General features: G+C 48.7%; 23 protein-coding genes. 7 read left to right on the top strand and 16 right to left on the bottom strand.

What is annotated here, in order from left to right; all coding sequences use genetic code 11:
* Positions 1–109: 109 nt before the first annotated feature.
* From L2725_RS17365 to fadB, 6 genes are read right to left on the bottom strand one after another with little or no spacing between them, the layout of a single operon-like run.
* Complete coding sequence (locus L2725_RS17365; protein ID WP_249250115.1) at positions 110–592, bottom strand: nuclear transport factor 2 family protein; 483 nt, start codon at positions 590–592, stop codon at positions 110–112.
* Positions 593–626: 34 nt separating this feature from the next.
* A complete protein-coding gene (locus L2725_RS17360) occupies positions 627–1553 on the bottom strand; it encodes a HupE/UreJ family protein (RefSeq protein ID WP_249250114.1) in 927 nt (308 codons plus the stop codon).
* A complete protein-coding gene (locus L2725_RS17355) occupies positions 1550–2410 on the bottom strand; it encodes a peptidylprolyl isomerase (RefSeq protein ID WP_249250113.1) in 861 nt (286 codons plus the stop codon). Before L2725_RS17355 ends, L2725_RS17360 begins: the two co-directional genes overlap by 4 nt.
* Complete coding sequence (locus L2725_RS17350) at positions 2397–4229, bottom strand: DUF3604 domain-containing protein (RefSeq protein WP_249250112.1); 1833 nt, start codon at positions 4227–4229, stop codon at positions 2397–2399. The genes L2725_RS17355 and L2725_RS17350 overlap by 14 nt, the downstream gene beginning before the upstream one ends.
* Before the next feature lie 37 nt (positions 4230–4266).
* Positions 4267–5427: an acetyl-CoA C-acyltransferase FadA gene (gene fadA / locus L2725_RS17345; RefSeq protein WP_249250111.1), complete on the bottom strand. Its 1161-nt coding sequence runs from the start codon at positions 5425–5427 to the stop codon at positions 4267–4269.
* Positions 5428–5446: 19 nt separating this feature from the next.
* The gene (fadB, locus tag L2725_RS17340) at positions 5447–7591 is read right to left on the bottom strand and encodes a fatty acid oxidation complex subunit alpha FadB (RefSeq protein WP_249250110.1); all 2145 of its coding nucleotides are present in this window, start codon (positions 7589–7591) and stop codon (positions 5447–5449) included.
* 217 nt (positions 7592–7808) lie between these two features.
* On the opposite strand from fadB, the gene L2725_RS17335 reads away from it, so the two are divergent.
* Genes L2725_RS17335 through L2725_RS17315 form a run of 5 tightly spaced genes read left to right on the top strand, consistent with a single transcriptional unit; the run spans position 7809 to position 12313 of the window.
* Positions 7809–8468, top strand: coding sequence for a histidine phosphatase family protein (locus L2725_RS17335; RefSeq protein WP_249250109.1), 660 nt, complete (start codon positions 7809–7811; stop codon positions 8466–8468).
* Between the two features lie 17 nt (positions 8469–8485).
* Complete coding sequence (locus L2725_RS17330; RefSeq protein WP_249250108.1) at positions 8486–9721, top strand: acyl-CoA dehydrogenase family protein; 1236 nt, start codon at positions 8486–8488, stop codon at positions 9719–9721.
* Entirely contained in the window at positions 9714–10739 is a 1026-nt protein-coding gene (locus tag L2725_RS17325) for a phosphotransferase family protein (RefSeq protein ID WP_249250106.1), read from the top strand. Before L2725_RS17330 ends, L2725_RS17325 begins: the two co-directional genes overlap by 8 nt.
* An 18-nt stretch (positions 10740–10757) precedes the next feature.
* The gene (locus tag L2725_RS17320; RefSeq protein WP_249250104.1) at positions 10758–11528 is read left to right on the top strand and encodes an SDR family NAD(P)-dependent oxidoreductase; all 771 of its coding nucleotides are present in this window, start codon (positions 10758–10760) and stop codon (positions 11526–11528) included.
* Positions 11529–11542: 14 nt separating this feature from the next.
* Positions 11543–12313: an SDR family NAD(P)-dependent oxidoreductase gene (locus L2725_RS17315; RefSeq protein WP_249250102.1), complete on the top strand. Its 771-nt coding sequence runs from the start codon at positions 11543–11545 to the stop codon at positions 12311–12313.
* Positions 12314–12331: 18 nt separating this feature from the next.
* Here the strand turns inward: L2725_RS17315 and L2725_RS17310 are convergent, their stop codons facing one another.
* The 9 genes from L2725_RS17310 to L2725_RS17270 form a co-directional block, all read right to left on the bottom strand.
* The gene (locus L2725_RS17310; RefSeq protein WP_249250100.1) at positions 12332–13273 is read right to left on the bottom strand and encodes an alpha/beta hydrolase; all 942 of its coding nucleotides are present in this window, start codon (positions 13271–13273) and stop codon (positions 12332–12334) included.
* Positions 13260–13805, bottom strand: coding sequence for a nuclear transport factor 2 family protein (locus tag L2725_RS17305; RefSeq protein WP_249250099.1), 546 nt, complete (start codon positions 13803–13805; stop codon positions 13260–13262). The genes L2725_RS17310 and L2725_RS17305 overlap by 14 nt, the downstream gene beginning before the upstream one ends.
* Entirely contained in the window at positions 13802–15151 is a 1350-nt protein-coding gene (locus L2725_RS17300) for an aromatic ring-hydroxylating oxygenase subunit alpha (RefSeq protein ID WP_249250098.1), read from the bottom strand. The genes L2725_RS17305 and L2725_RS17300 overlap by 4 nt, the downstream gene beginning before the upstream one ends.
* A 9-nt stretch (positions 15152–15160) precedes the next feature.
* Entirely contained in the window at positions 15161–15487 is a 327-nt protein-coding gene (locus L2725_RS17295) for a Rieske (2Fe-2S) protein (protein ID WP_249250097.1), read from the bottom strand.
* Between the two features lie 7 nt (positions 15488–15494).
* Positions 15495–16286, bottom strand: coding sequence for an SDR family oxidoreductase (locus L2725_RS17290; RefSeq protein WP_249250096.1), 792 nt, complete (start codon positions 16284–16286; stop codon positions 15495–15497).
* 14 nt (positions 16287–16300) lie between these two features.
* Positions 16301–17056, bottom strand: coding sequence for an SDR family NAD(P)-dependent oxidoreductase (locus L2725_RS17285; protein WP_249250095.1), 756 nt, complete (start codon positions 17054–17056; stop codon positions 16301–16303).
* Positions 17053–17844 carry an SDR family NAD(P)-dependent oxidoreductase gene (locus L2725_RS17280; RefSeq protein ID WP_249250094.1) on the bottom strand — a complete coding sequence of 264 codons (792 nt, stop codon included), beginning with the start codon at positions 17842–17844 and terminating at the stop codon, positions 17053–17055. Before L2725_RS17280 ends, L2725_RS17285 begins: the two co-directional genes overlap by 4 nt.
* Before the next feature lie 34 nt (positions 17845–17878).
* Positions 17879–20221, bottom strand: a complete 2343-nt coding sequence (locus L2725_RS17275; protein WP_249250092.1) for a TonB-dependent receptor — start codon at positions 20219–20221, stop codon at positions 17879–17881.
* A 326-nt stretch (positions 20222–20547) separates the two neighbouring features.
* Entirely contained in the window at positions 20548–21732 is a 1185-nt protein-coding gene (locus L2725_RS17270) for an aromatic ring-hydroxylating oxygenase subunit alpha (RefSeq protein WP_249250090.1), read from the bottom strand.
* Between the two features lie 98 nt (positions 21733–21830).
* Between L2725_RS17270 and L2725_RS17265 the strand changes: the two genes are divergently transcribed.
* Positions 21831–22244 carry a Zn-ribbon domain-containing OB-fold protein gene (locus L2725_RS17265; RefSeq protein ID WP_249250089.1) on the top strand — a complete coding sequence of 138 codons (414 nt, stop codon included), beginning with the start codon at positions 21831–21833 and terminating at the stop codon, positions 22242–22244.
* Between the two features lie 50 nt (positions 22245–22294).
* The gene (locus L2725_RS17260; RefSeq protein ID WP_249250088.1) at positions 22295–23443 is read left to right on the top strand and encodes a thiolase family protein; all 1149 of its coding nucleotides are present in this window, start codon (positions 22295–22297) and stop codon (positions 23441–23443) included.
* Between the two features lie 18 nt (positions 23444–23461).
* On the opposite strand, the gene L2725_RS17255 is transcribed toward L2725_RS17260, so the two are convergent.
* Complete coding sequence (locus L2725_RS17255; protein ID WP_249250087.1) at positions 23462–24145, bottom strand: TetR/AcrR family transcriptional regulator; 684 nt, start codon at positions 24143–24145, stop codon at positions 23462–23464.
* Positions 24146–24330: the final 185 nt, after the last annotated feature.

Raw genomic sequence — 24330 nt, 5'->3', positions numbered from 1 at the left:
AGTTACCTAAATCTCATGCATTGGTCGGTTTGAGAATTAGACTTTTGGACTATGAGTCGCCCAACCCCAGCGCAGGCGTGGTCTCGGCACCTGATGAAATCTGCACGGTTCAATATTCACTTCGTAAAACATGGTCAATAAACAGAGCCAACCGGCACACTCTCCACCCCTGTTCCCGGTTGTAGCATGAAGAAACAAAATACCACCCAAGGAATTCAACCCGTTGAGTATCAGTCAGATGAAAAGTATGAAGTGGATACTCAGCCTCGGTATAAGCCTCCTGTATACTGTTTTCAGTAGCCAGCCAGTTTTCAAATTTTACCAGTTCAGGCCCCAGAAAGTGCTGACAGTAGTTAAACTCAGCCAGCCCCTGCTCAACATGGTCGCACCAGGATGCCGCCCCTGAGTGCTCCGTCGTCTGACCCTGAAAATCAACCAGGACCTCCACATCGCGGCAGAAGATTCCGGCAAACTCCTGTCTCAGAGTTTGTTTGGTCATCATGCCATTGCAGTATTTGTCGACCGCCAGTAGATACCGATTGATAAGGTCGTTTACATCTTGTCTGGCCCTCAGATTCATCTCCGTGTCCATAAAGCAGATCCTTTTGTCTTGATATAACGATGTATCAACCAGTCAAGCCTGATGTCGGGCCAAGCAACATCATTAAACGACCTACGCCAAGCAGACCTGCCGTAAAAATCAAAGCCCCGCTGAATGCTGAAAAACTGCGACTCTCACGGATATGACTCACCAGCCACCAGGCAGTCGTGAGTACCACCAACTGGGTTAGATCGATTCCCAGATTAAACAGCAATACCGAGCCAAACTTTGCAGGCCAATCCCCAGCCACCGCAAGCCCAGCACTCAAGCCCGCCCCATGTATCAATCCCAGCATCAGCCAAAGTCCGGATTTGAACATAATTGGTATTGGTTCAGCTCCTTTTTTCAACAAGGTTCTGGCATAAACCAATATACTGGAGGCAATCAGCGCCTCGACGCCTCTGGCATTAAGTTGGGGGGCGAGGAAGGTTATCCAGAGAATGGCGACAAAATGACCCATTGCGAAGGCACAAGCACTGCTCGCAGTGTCCTTCAGCGGCTGACGTTCCAATACCAGGAGTAACAGAATCAAGAGATGATCCCAGCCAAACAACAGGTGACTGGCCCCAGCAACAATCAGATTGATATAAGAGGGACTGGCATGGGAAAGCAACTGTACCCGATAATCCCCGTCTACTTTCAGGGTTTGAACCCCTTCATCAGAATATCTGAGCGCAGGGCCTCTGTGTGCTTGCTCCCGTGTTAACCTCAACCAAATTTCATTCAATCGCCCATGACGACATCGATAATTCAGGTCAACCAATGCAAAAGCAGGCTTATCCTCCTTAGCGCCAAGACACAGAGTGTGATTTAACCTGAATATCTCGCCCTGAGGTATCGTCAACACTACGCCATTCGCGTCCTCTGATACCCCAACAATGACGGGCAGATTGCCATGGGAATAGACAGAGTGGCTCAATAACAGCAACCACAAAAACAGTGCGCTTCTCATGGCAACAGCGCCTCATCAATGCGATCAGCATATTTCTTCTTCAGCCGTTCTATATAGTGGGCTTGCCGCTGCTTAGCAGCATCTGCCCGCCAATCAGCCAGCACTTGTTGTCTGACTTCATCGAAAGCCAGGTGACGGGAGGGATATTTAACATGAATCCAAACTTGAACCTTTCCCAGTTCTGAATCCAGTGTCCTGGACCATTGATGAGCCTCTTGCTGCTGCAACTCCCGGATAAAAGCGGAGCCAAACTTCTCGGTGAGACTGTGCTCGCTAACTAAGTACAGCTGGTGTATTGCAGGGTTTCCTCTGGGCTGGGGAGAGTAAAGTACAGGCTCGATACCTGCTTGCTCAGGCATGGGGGAGAAGGTAAAACTGATTGAAAACCTAGCCGGAGAGGTATAAAGCTCTGGACGCTGCTGGTAGAAACTGCGAAGTTCCTGCGATCCGGGCGCCGCTTCTGTCACCCCCTGCTCCAATACCAGATTGAGCTTTTGGGCCAGCCGTCCCTCAATAACCGTGTCTGACTGTTGCAGACCCAGTTCCCTGGCCCGAAGAGACAGCAGTTTGGTTTCCAGATACCTGCGACGAATCCCCATCCTCTCAGTCTCGCTCAAGCCAGCCCAATATTCATTAATCGAGGCTATAGGGACAGAGTGTTCTGACGCTACCCGCTGTAACATTCCTTCATGGGAGATTTGGTCAATCTCGTTGTCAAAGCCCAGCAGTCCGGAAGAAAAAAACCAGTAGATGAATGGTGTAAGCGCCAGATAAACCGCCAGGGGCTCCCTGCCAATACCAATCAGAGCTTGCAGCAACCGATGGTAGACAAAACTGAGTCTGTCAGCGTGGCGCATAATACCATACAGGGCTGGAATAAGCCCTTTCCTGTATAGTTTTTGGCTGACCTTCTATTGCCGTTTTTCCCAGCGCCCGGGCATCAAGCCATGAGTGATGAATCGTAGGGATCTGCAACACCCTCACATAGTAAAAAGCGTCTTCATTAGAACGGAAATCCGGATCTCGCCACAGAACAGACAATTCGGCACTGCCAATACTGTTGTCGGCCCGCCCTGTGGTCATAGATACAGTGTTACCCACAGCCTCAAGCTTGCCATCTTCATCCAACTCGCGTCTGTCCCTGTCCCAGGCAACATTGTAGACCCGTTCTCTGGCTTTCCCTTCTTCGTCTACCCAACCTTTAATCACCTGAACCCTGTCCAGGTTGGCATTAAGCGGATCTTTAACCGCAGAGATAATTAGAGATGGCGCGGATGCCTTGCCCTTTGGCATGGTGAGTATGCCTCCCATGGGAACGCTACCCAACGGCGGCTTTTGGTCTAGCACTGCAGTCAGATCACCTTGTGTCAGCTCCCATCCGGCATAGAGCTTTAGACTGATCCTCGGGCCAGTTGTCCCATACACCTCACGACGCTTAAAAGCATCGAAAATTGCATCTCTGGTATTGGCCTCTGCCCAAACTGCTGCCATACCCGCCGCCGACATATCCCAGCCATTGAAACTATCCTCGCTGTACATCATAGCTTTCGACTCTGGTATACCATCCATGGCCATCTTGCCTGCAAACTCATCTTCCTCTGCGGTAGACAATCCTGTATGACTGTCGGTGGAACCTATCACGCCAAACTCATAGGGATTTGTGCCCAGAGCTTGCCTTAGTTTGAGACCAGACAACAATCCTGAACGCACAAAATCACCTCTATCTGGACTGTAAGGTTCAGGGACGACAGATGAAATCAGAAATGGGAAGGGTGAGAAATCTGCAAATTCATCTTCAGGACTCAGATTGGGATGCGTTTCCGAATCCCCCTTATATTGAGTAATTTCCACCACAGGCTCCCACCTGTACCGCATTTGCGCCCACAGAGATTTGTTACCCGGTATATCTGTCACCAAAGGGGGAAACATCCTGTTGCGTGACACATTGGAGTTATGTGGAATCGCAATAAAGTCATAGCCTCTACTTTTATTAAGCTGCTCTAAAAATCGCCATAAATCCCTGGGGTCATTGCTCTTGTCAGCCCCGAAAGGCATAAAGGTTTTTGCCTCTGAGGCGTTGATGGGGCTAAATACCACCCTGTGCAAATTGCCCCCTCCCTCATAGGCACTCCACTCCCAGCCTACAAATGTGGTGAACTCCCCGGGGCGATTGTGCCTGTCAGCCGCATCAACCAGATCATGCCAGGCCAGTCTGACCACATTGTCATAACCTTTAAGCTCTACAGGGTTATCTGTGACGAAATCTGCGGAGGGAAAGATCAGCGGTAGAACCCGGGTGAAGAAGGTCTGTCCCTCTCCGGAATCAACAGCCTCACGCAGTTCCCTGATATCTTCGGTGAGTTCAACCGGATGACGCCCGGAGTAATAAATCTCCATCACCCCTAGCCCCTCGGCATGGTCCGCCACCACCAGGAAGTCAAGAGGTCTACTAAGTTGTACGCGCCATTTGTGTAATGGATGCAGAACAGGTTCTCCACGCGCAAATCGATAGGCGGTATCAGGATCTGCGGTCCTGTTATCACTTAAGAAGGCATCGAAAGAGTAACTGCTGTGGGTATGGGTATCCCCCCACAAAAGCTGCTTTTGAGAGGCATGTGCAGGGTAAAGCAAGCCAGCTAAAATCATTACCAGTAGTCGAAGGTGAATCAAGGTCATGATTTAAGCCCTCCTCAGTTTCAACAAAATTAAGTTGCTAAACACGCTCCAGCACTGTCGCAATCCCCTGACCATAACCAATACACATGGTGGCGAGGCCCAATTGCACATCTCTGGTCTCCATCACATTTAGTAAGGTACCCGTAATACGTGCACCGGAGCATCCCAACGGATGCCCCAGTGAAATTGCACCGCCATGTAGATTAATTTTATCGTCGACCTCGTCGAGCCAGTCCAGTGCTTGGAGACTAGCCAGCACCTGAGCTGCAAAGGCTTCATTGAACTCAGCCACCTCAATATCTCGTAATTTTAGTCGACCCTTTGCCAACGCTTTTTTGGTGGCGGGAACCGGACCTATACCCATTTCTGAAGGGGCGCAGCCGGACAGCCCCATGCAGCGTATTTTTGCCCTTGGTACCAGCCCCAAAGATTTAGCTTTGGAGGCAGACATAACCAGCATGGCACTGGCACCATCAGAAATCGCTGAAGCATTGGCCGCTGTGACTGTCCCTCCCTGTTTAAACACAGGTTTAAGGGTGCCAATAACCGACTTTGAAGTGTCGGCCCTGATTACCTCATCATAATCCACCCAGACAGGCACCCCACTGGCATCATGTCCTCGGGTCGCAATAATTTCTGATGCACTGTAACCGGACTGCTCTGCCATCGCGGCCCGTTGATGAGACCTGACGGCAAAGGCATCCTGCATATTTCGACAGATGTTGTACCTGGAAGCCAATCGCTCAGCGGTCCACCCCATATTAGCGGCCCCCTCGGCCACACTCAGGGCCAGTTGGGGTGCAATGTCCATATCAAGCCCCATAGCGACATGCCCCATATGCTCTACGCCGCCGACAATGTAGATATCACCCAACCCGGCTTGAATGGAGGCTGCCGCCGTATGAATAGCCTGCATTGAGGAGCCACAAAGACGGTTTACAGTCTGCGCAGGCACTTCCTCGGGGATTCCCGCCAGCAGCGCCGCCATTCTGGCGATATTGAATCCCTGTTCCCGGGTTTGTTTAACACATCCCCATATCACATCATCTATTTTGTCCGGCTCCACCTGGGGGTATCGAGCCAGTATGGTCTGCATGGTATGCGCCGACATGACTTCGGCACGGATGTTTCTGAATACGCCATTTTTGGAACGTCCCATGGGAGTGCGCACGGCGTCTATAATCACAGCTTCTTTCATGTCCCTGTCTCTATTGAATTCAAGCGTAAATGGTTTGGCTCGCAGCAGCTCTCAGTCGCAATGATTCTGGCACCTGATAGATCTCCCCAAGTCCCCGGTATCGGTCAGCTGCTTCGATAAACTCATCCAGACCAGTGGCATCCAGATATCTGAGCGGCCCACCACGGAACCTGGGGAATCCAAGGGCGTAAACTAATCCCATATCAGCCTCTTCCGCCGAACCGACAATTCCCTCATCCAGACAACGAAGCACCTCATTAACCATGGGGATCATCAGGCGATAGATGATGTCGGCATCCTCGATCTCCCGGTTGTAATCAACCGGGTCAATGGGAAGTTCCAGCGCCTGTTTGGCACTTTTACCACGTTTATCGATAGAGTATTGGTAAAAACCTTTGTCGCGCTTGACCCCCAATCGGCCAGCCTGGTAAAGCAATGAAATAGGATCGTCTTTAATTTTGGGCATACGCTCTGGAAAACCTTCAGCCATGACATCAGTACAATGATCTAGGGTGTCGATTCCTATCACATCGGCCAGCCATGCCGGTCCCATAGGCCAACCGAACTCTTGCTCCATAACCCTGTCAATCCTGGTGAAGTCCACTCCTTCCAGCAGCAGCAAACTGAACGCAGCCAGGTAGGGGAACAGCACTCTGTTGATATAAAAACCGGGACAATCATTAACAACTATGGGGACCTTTCCCTGGGCACGGGCGAATGCCAATGCATCAATAATTGTCTGCTCAGACGTTTGCTTTCCGCGAATGATCTCAACCAGTGCCATTTGTGGTACCGGGTTAAAATAGTGCATGCCACAAAATCTATGGGGGTGCTTGAGGTAACCGGCCAGTTGATTAATGGCTATGGTTGACGTATTGGATGCTATCAGGGTGTCTTTATTGACCACTTGCTCCAATTCTGTCAGCACCCTGGCTTTAATCTCTATGTTCTCGACTACCGCCTCTGTCACTATGTCGCAGTCTTTAAGTTCATCGTAATAGGTGGTAAAACTCACGTTGTTCCAGAGTGTCAATGCCTGGCCGGCGGAGCGCTTACCCCGTTTAACATCCTTTTCCAACCACTCTTTTATCTTGTCACTGCCAGACTCCAGAGATGCTGGTAAGATATCCTTGATGATGACCTCAATCCCTTTGATAGCTGACACATAGGCTATGCCAGCTCCCATTATCCCGGCACCAAGCACTGCAGAACGAGTAAGCTTGTTTGCTGGCTCAGCCAGCGCTTTTGCCGTACGTTTGATCTTCTTATCTGCCAGAAATGCTCCAATTTGAGCTCTGGCACTGCTGGTCATAGCAAGCTGAGAAAATACCTGACACTCAACATTCGCAGCCCCCTGGCGACCAAACTCAGCTCCTCGCTCCACCGAATTGATAATGGCATTAACCGCTGGGTTGGTTGCCGCTTGTCTGCGGAATTTCGCTCTCTGGTACTCAAACAGCATGGCACGTTCTGTTACAGATAGTCTGAGAGGTGATAACTTGAGCTCTCTGCTGCCTCTGTCCAGCGGGCTTTCAGACAGGTGCCTATGTAAAAATGTTAATGCTGCCTGGTACAGCTCCCCATCGGCAACCACAGCATCAACAACACCCAATCTCAGCGCCTCATCAGCAGTCAACTGCTGTGCAGAGACCATGATGTTGATTGCGTTGTCGGCTCCTATAAGTCGCGGCAGGCGAACAGTTCCCCCAAACCCCGGCATAATTCCCAAACTGGATTCAGGCAAGCCTACGCTGGCGGACTTTGCAGCAAAACGGAAATCACAGGCCAGTGCAGTCTCAAGCCCCCCACCCAATGCCATGCCGTTGATAGCCGCCAGAGTCGGAACGGGCAGTGACTCCAGCCGCTCAAATAGAGATGCATAGTTGCCTATCCATGCGTTGACTGATTTTTTGGAGCCAGATAAAAGTTTGGGAAACTCGTTAATATCAGCGCCGAGAATGAAATGTTCTTTGCCCGATGTGAGCAATACGGCACTCAACTTGTCCATCCCCTCGAGCTGATCCAGTATCTCGGCCAATTCATGAAGGGCTTCAGTATCCAACAAGTTATTATTGTCAGTGGCGTTGAATACCAACTCGACGACCAATTCCAGCCCTTCAGCCTGCACCGCCTGAGCACAGATTTTATTACCTTTGTAAATCATCAACCTATCTCCAAAGTGGCACATTATGGAACTGGATAGTTCCTCTGATTCTCATTAATCAATCAGCATTCACATACTAAAAAACAGATTTGACTGTTTGTTTTTTACCACCTAAGCTACAAACCTGCAACCTTCGACAAACAAGCTCGATTCATTTATCTATCTCTGAACGAGCTTTGTGTCTTCTATATATTGGAACCACTGCGAGGTGCCGACTTTGGGTGAAGTTTTTTGGGTACGACATGGACAGGCCAGTTTTGGTACTGAAGATTACGACCGTCTAACCAAGACTGGCACTGAGCAGGCCCGAATGTTGGGAGAGTATGTCAAAGCAAATGCTATTCAGTTCGACGTTGCCGTGACGGGAACACTCAAGCGTCAACTGGATACTCTAAACCATATGGGAATATCTTACTCTGACCAAAAATATATACCTTCCCTGCTAGCCAATGAGTTCGATTTTGAAACCCTGATGCAGGTTTATGCCCAATATCAACCCTGTGACTCCAACCTTTTAAAAAGCAGTAAATCAGAGTATTTCCGGGCACTTCGCGTCGCTTTCCAGCGATGGAGTCAGGGAGAGTTTTCCGGTCACCTTGAACCCTATGAGGATTTCTCTCAGCGGGTTACCGAGCTGCGATCTCTGGTATGCCATTCAGGACATCAAAAAGTGCTGGTGATCAGCTCGGGGGGCGTCATCGCGACAGTGCTAGGTCAACTGCTGAATGTCCCTATCAGCAACGTCATCGAATTGAACCTGCAAATGAAAAATACCGGCATCAGCCGCTGTTTTTTTAATCGCAATACAATGCGGATCTCCAGTTTTAATGAATCGCCTCACATAGGTCACCACCAAGATCAATACATAACCTACTGACTAAAACGGAAATGCCCATGAACTTCGAACTTTCTCCAAAGGCAGTCAAATACCAGAGGCAATTACAAGACTTTATGCAGGCTCACGTTTATCCGGTCGAGCAGGACTATAAACAGCAACTCGAGCAGGCCAGTAATCGTTGGAGCACTCCCCCACTAATGACGAAACTCAAGGCTCTTGCCCGTGAGCAGGGGTTGTGGAATCTGTTTATCCCAGAGCAATTCAAAACATTTGGTGGCGTTGGTCTGTCTAATCTGGAATATGCTCCGTTGGCAGAATTGATGGGAAGAGTCCTGTGGGCACCGGAAGTGTTTAACTGCAATGCCCCGGATACCGGCAACATGGAGGTACTGCTCAAGTATGGTTCCGCAAAGCATCAGGCGCGATGGCTCAGGCCACTGCTGGAAGGAGAAATCCGCTCCGCATATGCCATGACAGAGCCGCAAATTGCCTCTTCCGATGCGACCAATATTCAATGCTCTATTACCCGTGAGGGTGATAATTACACAGTGAATGGTCGTAAATGGTTCATTACCGGGGCCATGCATGAAAACTGTAAAATCTTCATTGTGATGGGTAAGTCTGATCCTACTAACCCTAACCGGCACCAGCAGCAAAGCCAAATACTGGTACCCGCCGATGCTGCTGGCGTTGAAATCATTCGACCTTTGTCCACGCTGGGTTATGACGACGCTCCGTTGGGACATGCCGAAGTCCGTTTCAACAAGGTCAAAGTCCCCAAAGAGAATCTATTGTTGGGTGAAGGCAGAGGGTTTGAAATTGCTCAGGGACGGCTGGGGCCAGGGCGGATCCATCACTGTATGCGCCTTATTGGTTGTGCACAACGTGCATTAGAGCTTGGCTGTATCAGAGCTAATGAAAGGCAGACCTTTGGCAAACTAATAGGTGAACACCAATCTGTCAGAGAAGCATTGGCTCAATCATATACAGAGATACAGCAAGCCAGACTTCTGACATTGGCTACCGCAGATGCCATAGATAAAAAGGGAGCTAAAGAAGCCAGGGATTTGATTGCGGCAGCGAAGATAAGCGTGCCGGTAATGGCGCAGGCCGTGATCGATAGAGTGATGCAAATTCATGGTGCAGGTGGCCTGTCAGATGACTGGTTCCTGGCAGAAGCATTCAACTATGCCAGATATTGCCGACTGGCAGATGGGCCGGATGAAGTCCATATGATGTCCCTCGGCAAGCAACTCATTAAGAGATACTCCCAGGAGCCTCCCCATGGATAAACGCATGCAACTTGAACTGGGGGAGTATCTCCCAGACAAGATTCCCGGTTTTTACGGGCTCAGCCAAATAGAGAAATTTGCCGGTGGTCAATCTAATCCCACGTATTTGCTGACTGCAGACTCCGGTCAGTATGTGCTTAGAAAAAAGCCAATGGGAAAACTCCTAAAATCAGCCCATGCCGTGGACAGGGAGTACAGAGTAATAAAGGCGCTGCAGTACTCAGGAGTCCCTGTTCCCCGAGCCCTGTATCTCTCACCCGAGCCCAGCGTAATTGGAGAGATGTTCTACGTAATGAGTTATGAACCGGGAACCATATACTGGGACCCGGCCTTGCCTGAACTGACGCCACAGACACGTCATGCGGTTTATGCGGGAATGAATAAGGTAATGGCCTGTCTTCATGATATCGCCCCTTCCGAGATTGGGCTTGACGACTTTGGCAGACCGGGGAATTACTTTGAACGCCAGATCGCCCGCTGGCAGCAGCAATATCTCGAGTCCATTGATGAACCGGATCCCAATATGCTCAGACTCGTCTCCTGGCTAAACGCCAACTCGCCACAGGATGATGGCCAGATCAGCCTGATTCACGGCGATATAAGACTGGATAATTTTATCTTTGATCCACAAACAACAGAGATTAAAGCCTTACTCGACTGGGAATTATCAACGTTGGGGCACCCCCTGGCGGATCTCGCTTATCAATGCATGCAACTGAGAATGCCTAATTCCTCTGCACTTAAGGGGCTGGGTGGCTTAGACAGGAAAGCCCTGGGCATTCCCTCTGAGGAGGAGTATGTCGGTCTGTATTGCCAATCCCGGGGTATAGATAAAATCTCTGACTGGAGTTTCTACCTCTGTTTCAGTTTCTTCCGATTTGCAGCAATTCTACAAGGGGTGATGAGACGGGCTCAGCAAGGCAATGCCTCCAGCGACAAGGCTGCTGCCTATGGCGAATTGGCTCCCATGCTGGCTGCGATGGCCATAGAACATCTGGAAACTAACAACCAAATCTAACTACCCAGGAGTATTGTCATGACTGAAACCATCTTCGACCTGACAGGACAGACGGCCCTTGTAACAGGAGCATCCAGCGGACTTGGAAAACACTTCGCCAAGGTTCTCGCACTCAGGGGGGCAAGAGTCTCTGTATGCGCCAGACGCATTGAAAAACTCAGCAGTCTGGTGACGGAGATTGAAGCCTTTGGAGGGCAGGCGTTGGCAATTCAAATGGATGTCACTGACAGCAAGAGTGTGAAAGCAGCTTTTGATCTGACACAAGAGCGTTGGGGCGGCGTCAACATAGTTTCAAATAACGCAGGTATTTCAGAAGCCCGCCTCGCAGTTCATTGTGACGAACCCAGCTGGGACAGAGTATTGGAAACCAATCTTAAAGGCGCTTGGCGGGTGGCTATGGAGGCAGGCCTGAGGGCCATCAATGGGGGACACAAGTGCAGCATAGTCAATACCGCCTCCATCCTGGGATTAAGAGTGTCTCTTGCTCAAAGTAGCTATGCGACCTCTAAGGCTGCCGTGATCCAATTGACCCGTAGTCTGGCGCTGGAGTGGAGCCGCAAAAATGTCAGAGTAAATGCTCTATGCCCGGGGTATTTTCTGACAGAACTTAATCAGGACTACTTCGCTACAGATAAAGGCATCAGCTATATCAACTCCATGCCAATGCAGCGTCTGGGACGGTTAGAGGAGCTGACGGCACCCTTTTTAATGCTGGCGTCCGAAGCTGGCTCCTTTATCACAGGTGTCGCCCTGCCGGTAGACGGCGGACACAGTAATGCCAACATGTGAACCGGAGACACACAATGACAGTCAAATATGATTTCTCAGGTAAGACAGTGTTGATAACGGGAGCCGCCTCAGGCTTTGGTAAAGCGGCCGCTCAAGCCTTTGCAAACAGTGGCGCGCGATTGGCACTTTTGGACATCAATATGCAACAACTGAAAGATTCCAGCCTTGTGTTGGATGAAACTGGCGCAGAGTATTTGCTACTCCGCTGTGATATCAGTAACCCTGCGGAAGTTAACAGTGCCTTCAATCGCCTTAAGGAGCATTATGGCTCGCTGGATATTGCCATCAACAACGCCGGTGTTGTACACCCTCTCAATCGCATCGCCGATTTAACTGAGGATGAGTTCGACAAAACTATCAATGTGAACCTGAAGGGAACTTTTCTCTGTATGCAGCAGGAACTAAGCATCATGCTTGAAACCTCTACAGGGACAATTCTCAATACCGCGTCTGTGTCCGGCCTTATTGGGTCGCCTTTTTTAGGGCTCTATGCGGCTGCCAAGCATGGAGTACTGGGGCTCACCCGAAGTGCAGCCCTGGAGTATGGTAGAAAGGGGATCAGAGTCAATGCCTTATGCCCAACATTTGCCACAACGCCTATGTTGGACGAAATTGCTGGCGAAAAGGGGCAGAAGTTTCAACAGCACCTTGCCTCGCAGGTGCCAATGTTACGGCTGGCTACCACCCAGGAGGTGGTTGAAGCTATGCAATGGCTGTGCAGTGACAACAACAGTTATATGAATGGGGCCGCCGTCACCATAGATGGTGGGCTGACCGCCGCATAATAACGACTAGAGCAGTTATTATGCGTACTGTTGGTTGATAAAAGCGACTATCTCGGCCACCGCTGTGGCTGATATCCCTCTGGTTGTCATAAAATCAAACCCGTGAACGGTCCCTGCAAAACAGTGCATCTCTACCTGTACACCTTGGCTGAGCATTCTGCAGCCAAACTGCAAGCCTTCGTCTCTCAAAGCATCATGCTCACATACTGACAGGTAGGTTGGTGGTAACTCAGATAGGTCGGAGACTTTGGCCGGTACCGCGTATTCGAGCGATTCTGGTTGAGACGTCCCCAAATAACAGCGCCACATGTCCATGCAATTTTGCCGGTTCCAGATATAGAGATCTTCCCCCTCCAGCATGGATGTCGTATGACAGGTATCATCTAAAGCCGGATAACAAAGCACCAGACCACACAAAGCCGCGGCCTTTCCCATATCCCTTATTGCAAGACACAGGCTGACAGCTATGGCCCCACCAGCACTGATGCCACCGATACAGATTTTGTTTCTGTCGATGGGCAAATCATGCGCATCTGAGCATAACCAGTTAAAGGCGGCATGGCAGTCATTGAGCTGTGCAGGGTATGGCGCTTCAGGCGCCAAACGATACTCAATGTTGACACACACTGACCGACATTCCCTGGCAATGGTCAAACACCTTTGATGATCCAGCTCAAGGCCCCCCATCACGAAGCCGCCGCCGTGGATGTTGAGATAACATCCCAAGCCTTTGGTTTTGGTTTGCGGGGTATAAAGGCGCAACTTGACCGAGGGCTCCCCGGTGAGTCCTGGAATGATTAGGTCGCTGATCACTATATCATCAGAGCACTGGCCTGTTTCTTCACCCTGCAACAAGGTCATCATTCCAGCCAGCTCCAGCCGGCTCTTATCAATATCTTTTAGATCAAACGAGGGCATCTGGCTGGCCAGAATCCTCAGCTCAGGATTATATATCCTCACTCAAAATCGCCTTTCTGTTGCTGGCCAAATCCTGATAAGAGAGGTCATGGGTTGCTCTCTCTCCCCGTTGCAACATATCCTTCATAGGAGAAACATCCCAGCTGCTGCTACTGGCTTCATTTCGATTCCAGTCATAAACCACCTGGCGGTGGATAATGCGCCACTCATGGTTTCTCAGTTCAAACAGGTCAAGGTAGCGACCCGCAGCATACATATCGCTTTGGCCATCGCTCTGCTCTAACTGGTGATAGGCCTGAAAATAACTCTCGCACCATGCGTTAGTGCCAGCAATGTCAATCAGCACGTTACCTATGATGTGCTGAGTTCTTTGCATCTGCGCCAACAGGGGTAATACCCAATCAACAAACCCCATGGCACTGCCACGGTAAAGGCCGTGATCATCAGTAGCATCCGGCCAGAAACAATCCCGTATCAGAGCATCGTCCATCCTGTCGACACCTCGGGCCAGCTGATAAACCACAGACTGTATCGTCAGCATATTTCGGGCCTTTTCGATTGACACCAGTTTCATCTCGTCCCCGCCTTTATATATCTGTTGATATTGTCGTGAAGAAACTGCACCCGACGTTCTTGATGACAGAAAATCGCCTGTTTAAAGCCTGCTGATGCCATCCCCTGTTGGACGGCTTCGCAGATCCCGATATCCTGATCTATGCCGTAACTGATTGACTGCTCGCCAAACTTGAATCTCTTATGTTCAACCTCTTGGTCTCGGGTCAATGTCATGTCCATATGCTCCCAGTAAAGACTCTCCTGGCCAGCCGGAAATCTGGCCAGTGTCCAGTAATCAAAAAGGCATTTCGTGGGGTCACTCGGGTGTGGAAGTGAACGCAACAACCATATGTACTCCCCTTCTGGATAAACACTGAGCGCACAGCTTGGAAACAGATCGTACAGGTAGTTATCTGTCAATTGAGAGTCTGTCAGATGGCTGAAATCTTTATTGAAACTATCGGCTAATCGGCGTTTTTGACGTTGTAAGGCCGGACGGATCTGCTCCAATCGGCCACTGAAGTCATCCGCTGATAAGCCCCATTTCGCCAGCATCTGTACCAAGACTTGGGGAACTATGTCTGGAGGCTGCAGGTTAGGGCTGGGATGGCAACCCAATAATACCATACGAGAGTGTCCTCCCGGATAAAGGTCATACTGAACCGCTTCCTTGTTCTCATCTACAGTCTCCAGCAATTGAGGATGTAATGTCCGTATATGGTAGCCTTCCTGAAAATTGTCGATGACCACTTTCCAGTTGCAGGGAAGCTCTACAGTAAAGTGCTCAACCCGCAGTGCCTCTTCCATTTTCCAGGTCTGAAGCTGAGACTTTATTGGCCCAAGAAAGGCATCAAGATCTTGTGCATCATCATCCAGGCAGTACCAGACAAAACCGGCAAAACACTGGGTCCTGATTTTATTGAGCTGCACATGTGAACATGGGTCCGAGTCAAAATCCTCACGATCCTGAGCATCAGCAAGACGACCGTCAAGATAATAGCGCCAGCCGTGATAAAGACATGAAAAGGAACTGACACTGCCTTTCTCATTCAGCACCAAACGGGCGCCTCTATGCTGGCAAACATTGTAAAAACCCTGAATCCTACCCTGTGGGCCAGCAACAAATAGCAACGACTCTGGTCCCAGCTCAGTTGTGAAATAGTCACCTTCATGGGCGCAATCCGTTACAGGCCCGGCAATATGCCAGACCTTACGCCAAACATGCTCCCACTCAAGAGACATAAAACCTTTATCTGTATATCTCTCACCGGTAACCGGTATGTATTTCATTTCCGGCTCAGGGGCTTTTTCCAAATTACTATCACCCGGGTAAACCTCTGCCGGAATCCTGGATTCAGTATTCATAAGCCTTGCTCACTCCGTTTTGACTTCAACAAAAACCTTTCCGTCTTTTTTGATGACGGTCATTGGTAACAGGCCACGGCAAGCCGGTGGTGACAAGTGACGACCATGGGGCAGTTCAAAGCTGGCTCCATGAACGGGACAGTAGAGTTTATTGGCCCTCATCACACCACCTTCCAGAGACTTCATCTGATGAGGACACTGGTCAACAAAAGCAATAAACTCTCCCTGATGAAGGCACAGCAACACTGGAAGCTTATCAAGCCAAAACCTGCGGTTGGTATTCTCAGCGAGCGCATCTTGATCACAAAGAAACCTGAGGACATGTGATTGATTCATCTTGGTTCTACCGAAGTTTTGCCAACAACATGGATTCGTTAATCTCTTCTGCTGTAGGAAAGCCTCTCAACCTCAAGCCACCATTGACCTGAAGATTCTCCCCACTGATAAAACAGTCATCACTGGCCAAAAAAAGCGCGCACTGAGCAATATCATCTACCGTGGACAGTCTTCCCAAAGGAGACTGCTTTTCAAATGCCTCCCTCAGTCCGGGAATGGAGATAGCGTCTTTGGTCATGGGCGTTGGAGTAAGCCCCGGGGAAATGGAATTGGCCTTGAGTCCAAGGTGTCCAAACTCATTGGCGATCACGCGAATCAAATGGTCAATCCCGGCTTTGGTTGCCATATAGGGGGCATAGTTTTCCAACATCACAGTAGCAGCTGCAGAGGATATTTGAATAATTGAACCGCCATAACTCATCGCAGGGATACACATCTGTAAAAGCCTAAAGGGGCCTATAAACTGAGTATCTGTCATCTCTTTCAATTCAGCCTGGGTGACCTCCAGAAAGGGTTTGTTCAGGCCAGAACCTGCGGCCTGGACAACAATATCCAGTCTCCCGTACTTCTCGATGACGGTCTCAACAAGGTGCTCAATTTGCCTGATTTTCTGGATGTCACAGCGCAATACGCTAATGCCGGTTGTTTGTGAAAATGCCTTCAGTCCTCTTGTATCCCGTCCTGATGCCACAACTTCGGCGCCCTCAAGACTGAAGAGTTTGGCAATGCCCTGCCCTATGTTTCCCTCTTTGGATGCGCCAACAACCAGAGCTACCTTTCCCTGCAATTTTCCCTTCATAGCCTGTTCCTTAATCAGTCAGCACCGCGGCCACAGTCCACTTTAAGGCTGGTCCCCGTGATATATCTGGCTTCATCAGAAGCTAAAAACATAGCTGCTTCGGTCACATGTTCCGGAATGCAGAGCTTTTTGTAGGGCTGAGTATCAACGAAGTAGTCCCGGGTTTCCTGAGTATCCCCGAAGGTATCGGCCAACATCTTGTTCCATACCGGTCCGGGAGCAAGAGAAAGTACTCTGACACCATATGGAGCCCCTTCCAGCGCAGCTACATTACTCAATTGGATAGCCGCCGCTTTACTGCTGCAATAGGCAATACAATGTTCATGCCCCACAAGGCCAGAAAGTGACGCATTAGTGAGAATAACCCCGGTTCTGCGGGCCTTCATCATCGGCATCAGGTGTTTTATACCGAGAAAAACACTGCCAACATTCAGCTCAAACAGCCGCTCGAACTCAGTTGAAGACAAGGACTCAATGGGACCGACGATAAAAGAACCCGCGTTATTAATCAGTACATCGACTCCAATATCCTCGAGTTCAAGCATACTGACCAATGCCTGCCAATCCGCTTCCTGAGTGACATCCTGTCTGACAAAACGTACTCTTTCCCGGTTATTTTCAACCTTATCTATGACAGATTTGGCCTTGGCGTGATTACGACCGGTAAAAATAACCCTGGCTCCTTCGGCAGCAAACCGCAGCACCATATCTTCACCCAAGCCACTGGTTCCCCCAGTAATCAACACGGTCTTGTTATGAAATCGAGTCATAAATTCAACCCCGCAAGTCCTGCGGCCCAACCACCATCTATGGTGAGATCTGCGCCGGTGACCACTTCAGCTTTATCAGAAGCCAGAAACGCTATGGCAGCAGCAATGTCATCTGGCCTGCCATAATCCGCCATCGGAATTGGCAGCGTATCTTGAGAAAATTGGTCAAAGAAGTCACTGCCGAATGCAGACTCAGTTAGCTCGGTTCTCACAGTGCCTGGATTAACTGCGTTGATTCGAATGAACTCTCCGTTGGTACCACATTCAACAGCAATCGAGCGGGTCATATTGCTGACTGCAGCCTTGGAAGCACAATAAGCCCCCATCCCTTTCAGCGCACGAATCCCGGCCATAGAAGAGACGTTGACTACACTGCCGGTGACAGGTTCATTTGCCTTTCCAAATGCTCTGAAACTCTCGATGGCATATTTAACACCGAGAAAAGTCCCCAAAGTGTTTACTTTAAATACTGACTGATAATCTTCATAAGACATATCTTCAATATTGCCGTCTTTAAATATTCCCGCATTATTAACGAGAATATTAAAGTCCTGATACTTGGATTTAATAAACTCAAAAACAGCTTGCCAATCCTGTTCACTGCTGACGTCATGGGCAATAAAGTCTATAGGGTTTGGACTATTGGCAAAGGCAGATTCAAGGCCTTCGATATTAATATCTGAGGCAATAACCCGTGCGCCGGCTTTACTGAAGTACTGGGCGGTATGCAAACCTATCCCAGAGGCCGCGCCGGTAATCAGCGCGACCTTATCACTAAGATTGATCATCAATTACTCCATCAGCAGAATAACGGTAAAACTATTAAAAATTTACACCCAGATTAATACCGTAAGTTCGCCCAACTTCTTTATCACCAAATACAAAAGAGCCGGCATCAAATTTCCTGAACAGTCTGCCATCTGCGTTTGTTACATTGTCTACGAATAGGGATATTCTGTAGTTTGAACCTGAGTCATAGTTTATTGACAGGTCAAGTTGGTTATATGAATCGATTTGATCTCTGCCGTTACCGGTAAGGTCAAATTGTGGAGTCACCCAGAACTCTGCGGTGTGTTTATAGTTGGCTATAAATGCAAGCTCTCCCCAATCTGACAAATCCACATAATATTCAGCGCCCAGTGCGAACGTATATTCAGGAGCATATCTGTAGTGCCTTTCAGAGGTGACATCTACAGGTGTATTCCCCGGTCCGGGAATCACATAACTATCGTATTCTGCATCCAGATAACCGGCCGCAGCCTTTAGTCTGAAATCTTCCGTAACCTGCAGCTGGGACTCAAGTTCCAATCCGGTAATGGTTGCCTTGGCTGCATTTTCTACAAATGAAGTCGTCGACGGTTGATCAAATACACTGGTGTAGGCAACAGTGTAGTCTTCCTGCTTATCCTTATAATCCATGTAGAACGCGGTCAGATTTAACCTGAAACTGTTTTCAAACCACTCACTTCTTAAACCAATTTCATAATTATCCAGTACCTCTGGGTCATAAGGACCTATACCATCCGCAACCGCAGCTCTGCCTACCCAGCCACCACTTCTGAACCCCTGCGAATAAGAAATGTAACTCATTAAGTCATCGCTGAATTTATAATCGAATGCGATCCGGGGGGAAAACCTGTTCCAATCTTCTTTAGGGTCTCGACAGGGAATATAGTCTGAACTTGCATCCGGGCATTGAAACGCTATCTTTTCGACAGGATTGCCATCAACCACACCATTTTCATAGCGAATAGCATCGAAGGTCTTCTCCTCATAGGTATATCGACCACCAACAGTCATTGACAGCTTATCGGTTAATCCGAAATACAACTCACCATAAGCCGCGTAAGCTTCCACTTCCTGATGGGCAAACGCCCTGAAACTTAACCCGCCCAACAAATATCCACTTTGAGGCTTTAAACTGTATTCAGAGCTGAAGTAATAGAGACCAGCAACAAAGTCGAATGAACCGCCAAAATCACTTGCCACTCTGAACTCCTGGCTGAACTGCTCATAATCCTGAGGTCTGTCTACGCGGAAAAAAGGGATTGATGCTGTTACCGCACCTGAGTCATTCACCACTCTAACATCCGGGATACCTGTGACTTCAGCATCAAGTCTGTCTTCAACATCCTGATATCCTGTTACAGAAGTCAATCTGAGTTGATCTGTTATATCCCAATCAATATTTAATGAGTAAAGATTACTGGTAATGTCGGCACTGAATGGAGTCTGAGACACCTCAGTGTTGTACTCATAAAAGTTATAACCAGCCGCCTCTACCACGGCAGCGGTTTCAGACTCACATCCGGCAACACCAAACACTGACTGTCCAATAATACAAAAGACGTTATTATTCTGACTCAGATTGACAACACCAGGATAGTTTGACTCATCTTTGACCCTGTCATAACTGAAAACAGCCTGGATTTCATCGGTAGGCACAAACATGATCTTGGTACCGAAGGTAAGCTGATCTGTGCCCTTATCCCTGTCGCCGGTAAAAATATTTTTGCTGAAAAGATCACCATTCAAGTCATAGGCGTAAAACTTCACTGCTAGACTGTCATTGGCAAATGCGGGGAGGTTTACCACAGCTTTGTAGTCGTTACGACCATAACTACCAAAGGTCAAATCGCCTTTAAAGCCAAACTCGCCGGTAGGGTTGGCACGTTTAACATTGATCACACCGCCCATGGTGTTACGACCAAACAGCGTACCCTGTGGACCTCTGAGAACTTCAATCGATTCTATGTCCAGCAGGTCGACCATAGCGCCAACACCCGTCCCAAAAAACACGCCATCAACGGACATCCCCACCGCTGGTTCAAAGGTTCTTTCCACCTCTGAAAAACTGATGCCACGGATCCCTGCCGTGATGCCACCACCAGCGAATTGCATTTTGCCCAGTTCCACATTAGGGGTGAACTTATCGATAGACTCCACTTTCTGATTGAAAGTGCGCTCGATATCTTTACCGGTTAACACAGACACAGCGACTGGAACTTCCTGTAAAGGTTCTACCCTTTTTCGCGCCTCAACCGTAATGACCTCTATCTCTTCATCGGCCTGAGCAACATTGGCAAGTGCCTGTGCAATTGGACTCAATGTGAAAAAGGGTACCGCAGCAAGTGAACAGATTGCTTTGCTTGGTGTGTTTATCATGGTCTGCTCCGAATTCAGTCAAATACAGGCAAACCCGGAGTTTAAATTAGCTCACATGGTTAAAGGCTTGCCCCAATGCTCACACTTGTCGGAAGAGTTTCAATGAATACCCCTAAAATATTAGACAACTGCTACTAAACCCGTCGAAAACTCTTCATGTCCGCACTTTTTCAGTGCGTCCTAAATAGATAAAACACACCGAACACAAAACAGTCAAGATTGTTTTTTATTTTATTTTGAATAAAAAACGCAACATACAGCTTAATCAATGGCTTGAGTACGACTTTGGATTTGATTTACTTACCCATTAAGCTCTTATCATTGTATTAAACCGGTTTACAGCCCGATAGTTTATGCTCGAGCTGCCGATGAAAATTGATTAAGGCTGGTTCATTCCTCCCGCAGGTAAACGCCCTTTCTCCTCCTGTGGCCTCATGGGAACGCTGAATACTGCTCACTACGTCATAATCTTCCTCAGTCACTACTTTCACGATAAATCTGAAATGATCTAATGCCGCCTGTTGCTGCTCATCGGTCTTCAACATATCGCTTTTTCTGACATAGCTGGTGTATACCGTGGTATGGCTTGATGCAGATGAGCCAGGATAGATTTGGAAAAACTCCACCTCACGGGGAGAGATCAATAAAATCACGTTGGGGAAAATAAAATGAACCAGTTGAAAATTAGCGAATAAATCTTCCTCGGTGCCCCACTCTTCTTCAGACTTGCCAGCAAGTTGTTTTATCCACTTATTGGGAAACGCCAGCCTGTGGTGCTCACCATCAGGTCCAAAACGATCAAAGTGGGAACAATTACCTATGGCATAATCCCCTACGGTTTTTCGGTGTAATGGTTCAAAGTGATACCCCTCTCCGAATGTTTCGACCGCCAGCTTCCAGTTGCACTTAATCTCCATCATTCTTGAGCTGACTTTGGTCAGTTTATCCAACTCCCAACGCGCTAGAGCATCAAGCATATCTTCAAGATGGCTGGCTACTGATATAGGCTGACCGGGGGATAGGCTGATAAACACCATACCTGCGACCTCTTCACAGGGAAGAGATGTCAGCTGGTAATCTTGTTTATCCAAATCTCCCACAGTTTCGGCTGCATAGATACGGTTGAGTTTGCCATCAAGCTCGAAACTCCAGGCATGATAAGGGCAGACCAAAAAGTGACATTGACCACTCCCCTGTTTAAGTTTGCTGTTCCTATGGGGACAGATATTCAAAAAAGCTCTGGCTAACCCTTGTTTGTCTCTCACCAGAAGTACAGGCTTGGACATATGCTCCACTGCCAGAAAACTCCCCTTGTTCGGAAGGTCCCGGGAAAAACAAACTAATTGGGGCAATGTATCGAACAGTTTTGCCTTTTCCTGCCCCAGCAAAGCCTCAGCTGTATAAATATCCGCCTGGTTCACCATGGGAGAACCAGACATAAAAGTGGTATCATTCTCTATATATGTTAATAAGTTACGGGTAATACTTCGCAACAGCTCCAAGTTTTCCATTATTCACTCCTTGCACTCCAACATTAAAAACATTCTTGACTGTTTATATTTTCAGTGGCATCAAATATCAAGGTAAAAACAGTTTTACGGGGATAGTCATGAGCAAAGATTGGATAGACGACAAGGTACTAGGGCTCGATGACGAAGGCATCTATTTGCGTGCCAGTCAGTGCCCCAACTGCAGTCAGATTTGTTTTCCTCCCGAGTTACAGTGCAATCGATGTGATCTCCAGACCGAGCTTCTACCGCTGTCCAGAGAGGGAGTACTGTGGAGCTGGACTACACAGGCTTACCCGCCCAAAGCGCCTCCATTTGCTGATCAGCAGCTCATTGAAAATTTCTCTCCTTTTCTGCTGGGTTTTGTTGAATTGCCCGAAGGCATCAGAGTTATCACCAGGCTACAGAACGTCCACACCCCTGAAATTGGTATACCGGTAAAACTCACACCGCTTGACATCACCCTGGCCCCAAACAAACAGGCCAGACAAGCTTTTGCTTTCGTGCCGATCTGATGCAAGGGACCACCCAGCCGGTCATCTTTGTCACCTAGAGGAAAATTACAATGGCAGAAAGAACCTACATAGTTGGTATCGGCATACATAAGTTTGGCCGAACTCCCGGTGTATCAGGTATACAGCAGGCCAGTATTGCAACCGCCGCAGCAATGGAAGATGCACGAATTCAATGGGAGCAAGTGGAATTTGCATTTGGCGGCAGTCAGGACGCCGGTAATGCTGATACCCTGCTAAAGTTCAAAGGCCTGAGTGGTATCCCCTTTATCAACGTGGCAAATGGCTGTGCCACCGGAGGCAGCGCCCTGATTAGCGCAGTCAATGCCCTCAAAAGCGGGATGGGAGATATAGGTCTGGTCACCGGGTTTGACAAGCATGAGCATGGTGCGTTTCGGGTAAGGTTATCTGATTGGGGCTTGCCGGATTGGTACGGGGAGATGGGATTTGCCCTGACGACCCAATTTTTTGCTATGAAGATCAACCGTTACATGCACGATTACGGGATCTCTGAAAATGCCTTGGTCGCTGTGGCACAAAAGGCATTTTACAATGGCTCCCTCAACCCAATGGCGTGGCGACAACAAGCCTTTAGTGCCGATGAGATTATTGCCTCGCCCATGCTGAATTACCCCTTGAGAAAATACATGTTTTGTTCTCCCTCAGAAGGTGCCATCTCTTTGATCGTTTGTAATGATGCAGGTCTTAGGAAAATTGGAAGTCGCCGTGCAATTCAAATTCGTGGCTGCGCCTTAAACAGTCGCAGGGAGGGAACCTTCGAGGTGTTCACAACCTGTAATCAGGTGGCCAATACCGCGCCTGTCACCACAGATGCCAGTCGGGCCTGTTATGAAGCCGCTGGTATTGGCCCCGAAGAGGTAAATATTGCACAGTTGCAGGACACTGAGTCGGGAGCCGAGATAATGCATATGGCGGAGACGGGACTGTGTGAACATGGAGATCAGGAACAACTGATATTAACCGGAAAGACAAGTTTGACAGGCTCTCTGCCTATAAATACTGACGGAGGATGTCTCGCAAACGGCGAACCGGTCGGTGCATCAGGCCTACGGCAAATATATGAGAACGTACTTCAGCTCAGGGGAGAGGCCGGTAAACGTCAGGTAGCGACCCCAAAAATGGCGCTCAGCCAAGTATACGGAGCGCCGGGAATAAGTTGTGTCAGCCTGTTATCAGTTTAACGCGAATCCACACAGGTATCATCTGGGTTCATTTGAAAGCGGTCCCTCACCTTCTATAATGTCAACAATCTTGTCGACGTCATAGATATCCCGAATCGCCCTTCTGGTATATAGCAGCACCCGTCTTTTTCGCTCCTCACTGTCATTGGTGAAGTGACATTGAGCGAGACCTTCCATAGTGCTTTGGGTCAGATCCATAGCAAGGCTGAGTTGAGCAGTATCTTTCTCACACCACTCAGGGAAAACCTCTTTGATCTTCTCCAGCCAAACCTTTTCAAAGTCACTGTCCGCGTTCTTAAGGATCTGCGCCAGCTCTTTATCCGTTCGGGATGCCATTCGTAATTCGAAGTAAGCGGTATACAGCTTGCTGTTGACCAGTTTCCAGTAGACTTCAAGCCCATCCAGACCAACAATCCGTCGACTCTGCTTGGAGAGCTTACCTATCTCCGTAAGAAAAACCCGAATGCGCTCTTTATTAAGGTAATCAATTGAAGCCTCAACCAAAGCTCGCTTACTCGGGAAATGGTGCATCATTGCCCCACGGGACAGTCCCGTATGCTTGGCGACCGTAGTCGTAGTAGTGAGTATGTAGCCCAGAGAAACATAGCAATCCAAAGTTGCCTTTAGAAATGCTTCCTGGGTATTGGCACTTTTCAGAGCCTGCTTGGATCCCTCTTTCGGTCGTCTGGTGTTTGTTGTCATGAAATAACTCCTGAAGAAGACGCTTGAAAATCATCCACCCTGATGATACAAAAAACATACAGGCATGTTTGTTTTGATATGAACTTCAGAGGATAAAACAAAAGGTGTGTAAAGAATCTGAAATAATCGTACGTAGATTAACCGAGAGATTCAACAATTTGCCATCTTCCCTGAAGCTTTATCGA

This window comes from Shewanella corallii, from assembly GCF_023349125.1.
Taxonomy (GTDB): Bacteria; Pseudomonadota; Gammaproteobacteria; order Enterobacterales; family Shewanellaceae; genus Shewanella; species Shewanella corallii.
Note: the sequence above shows the minus strand (reverse complement) of the source record. Positions and strands in the feature narration are given on the sequence as shown.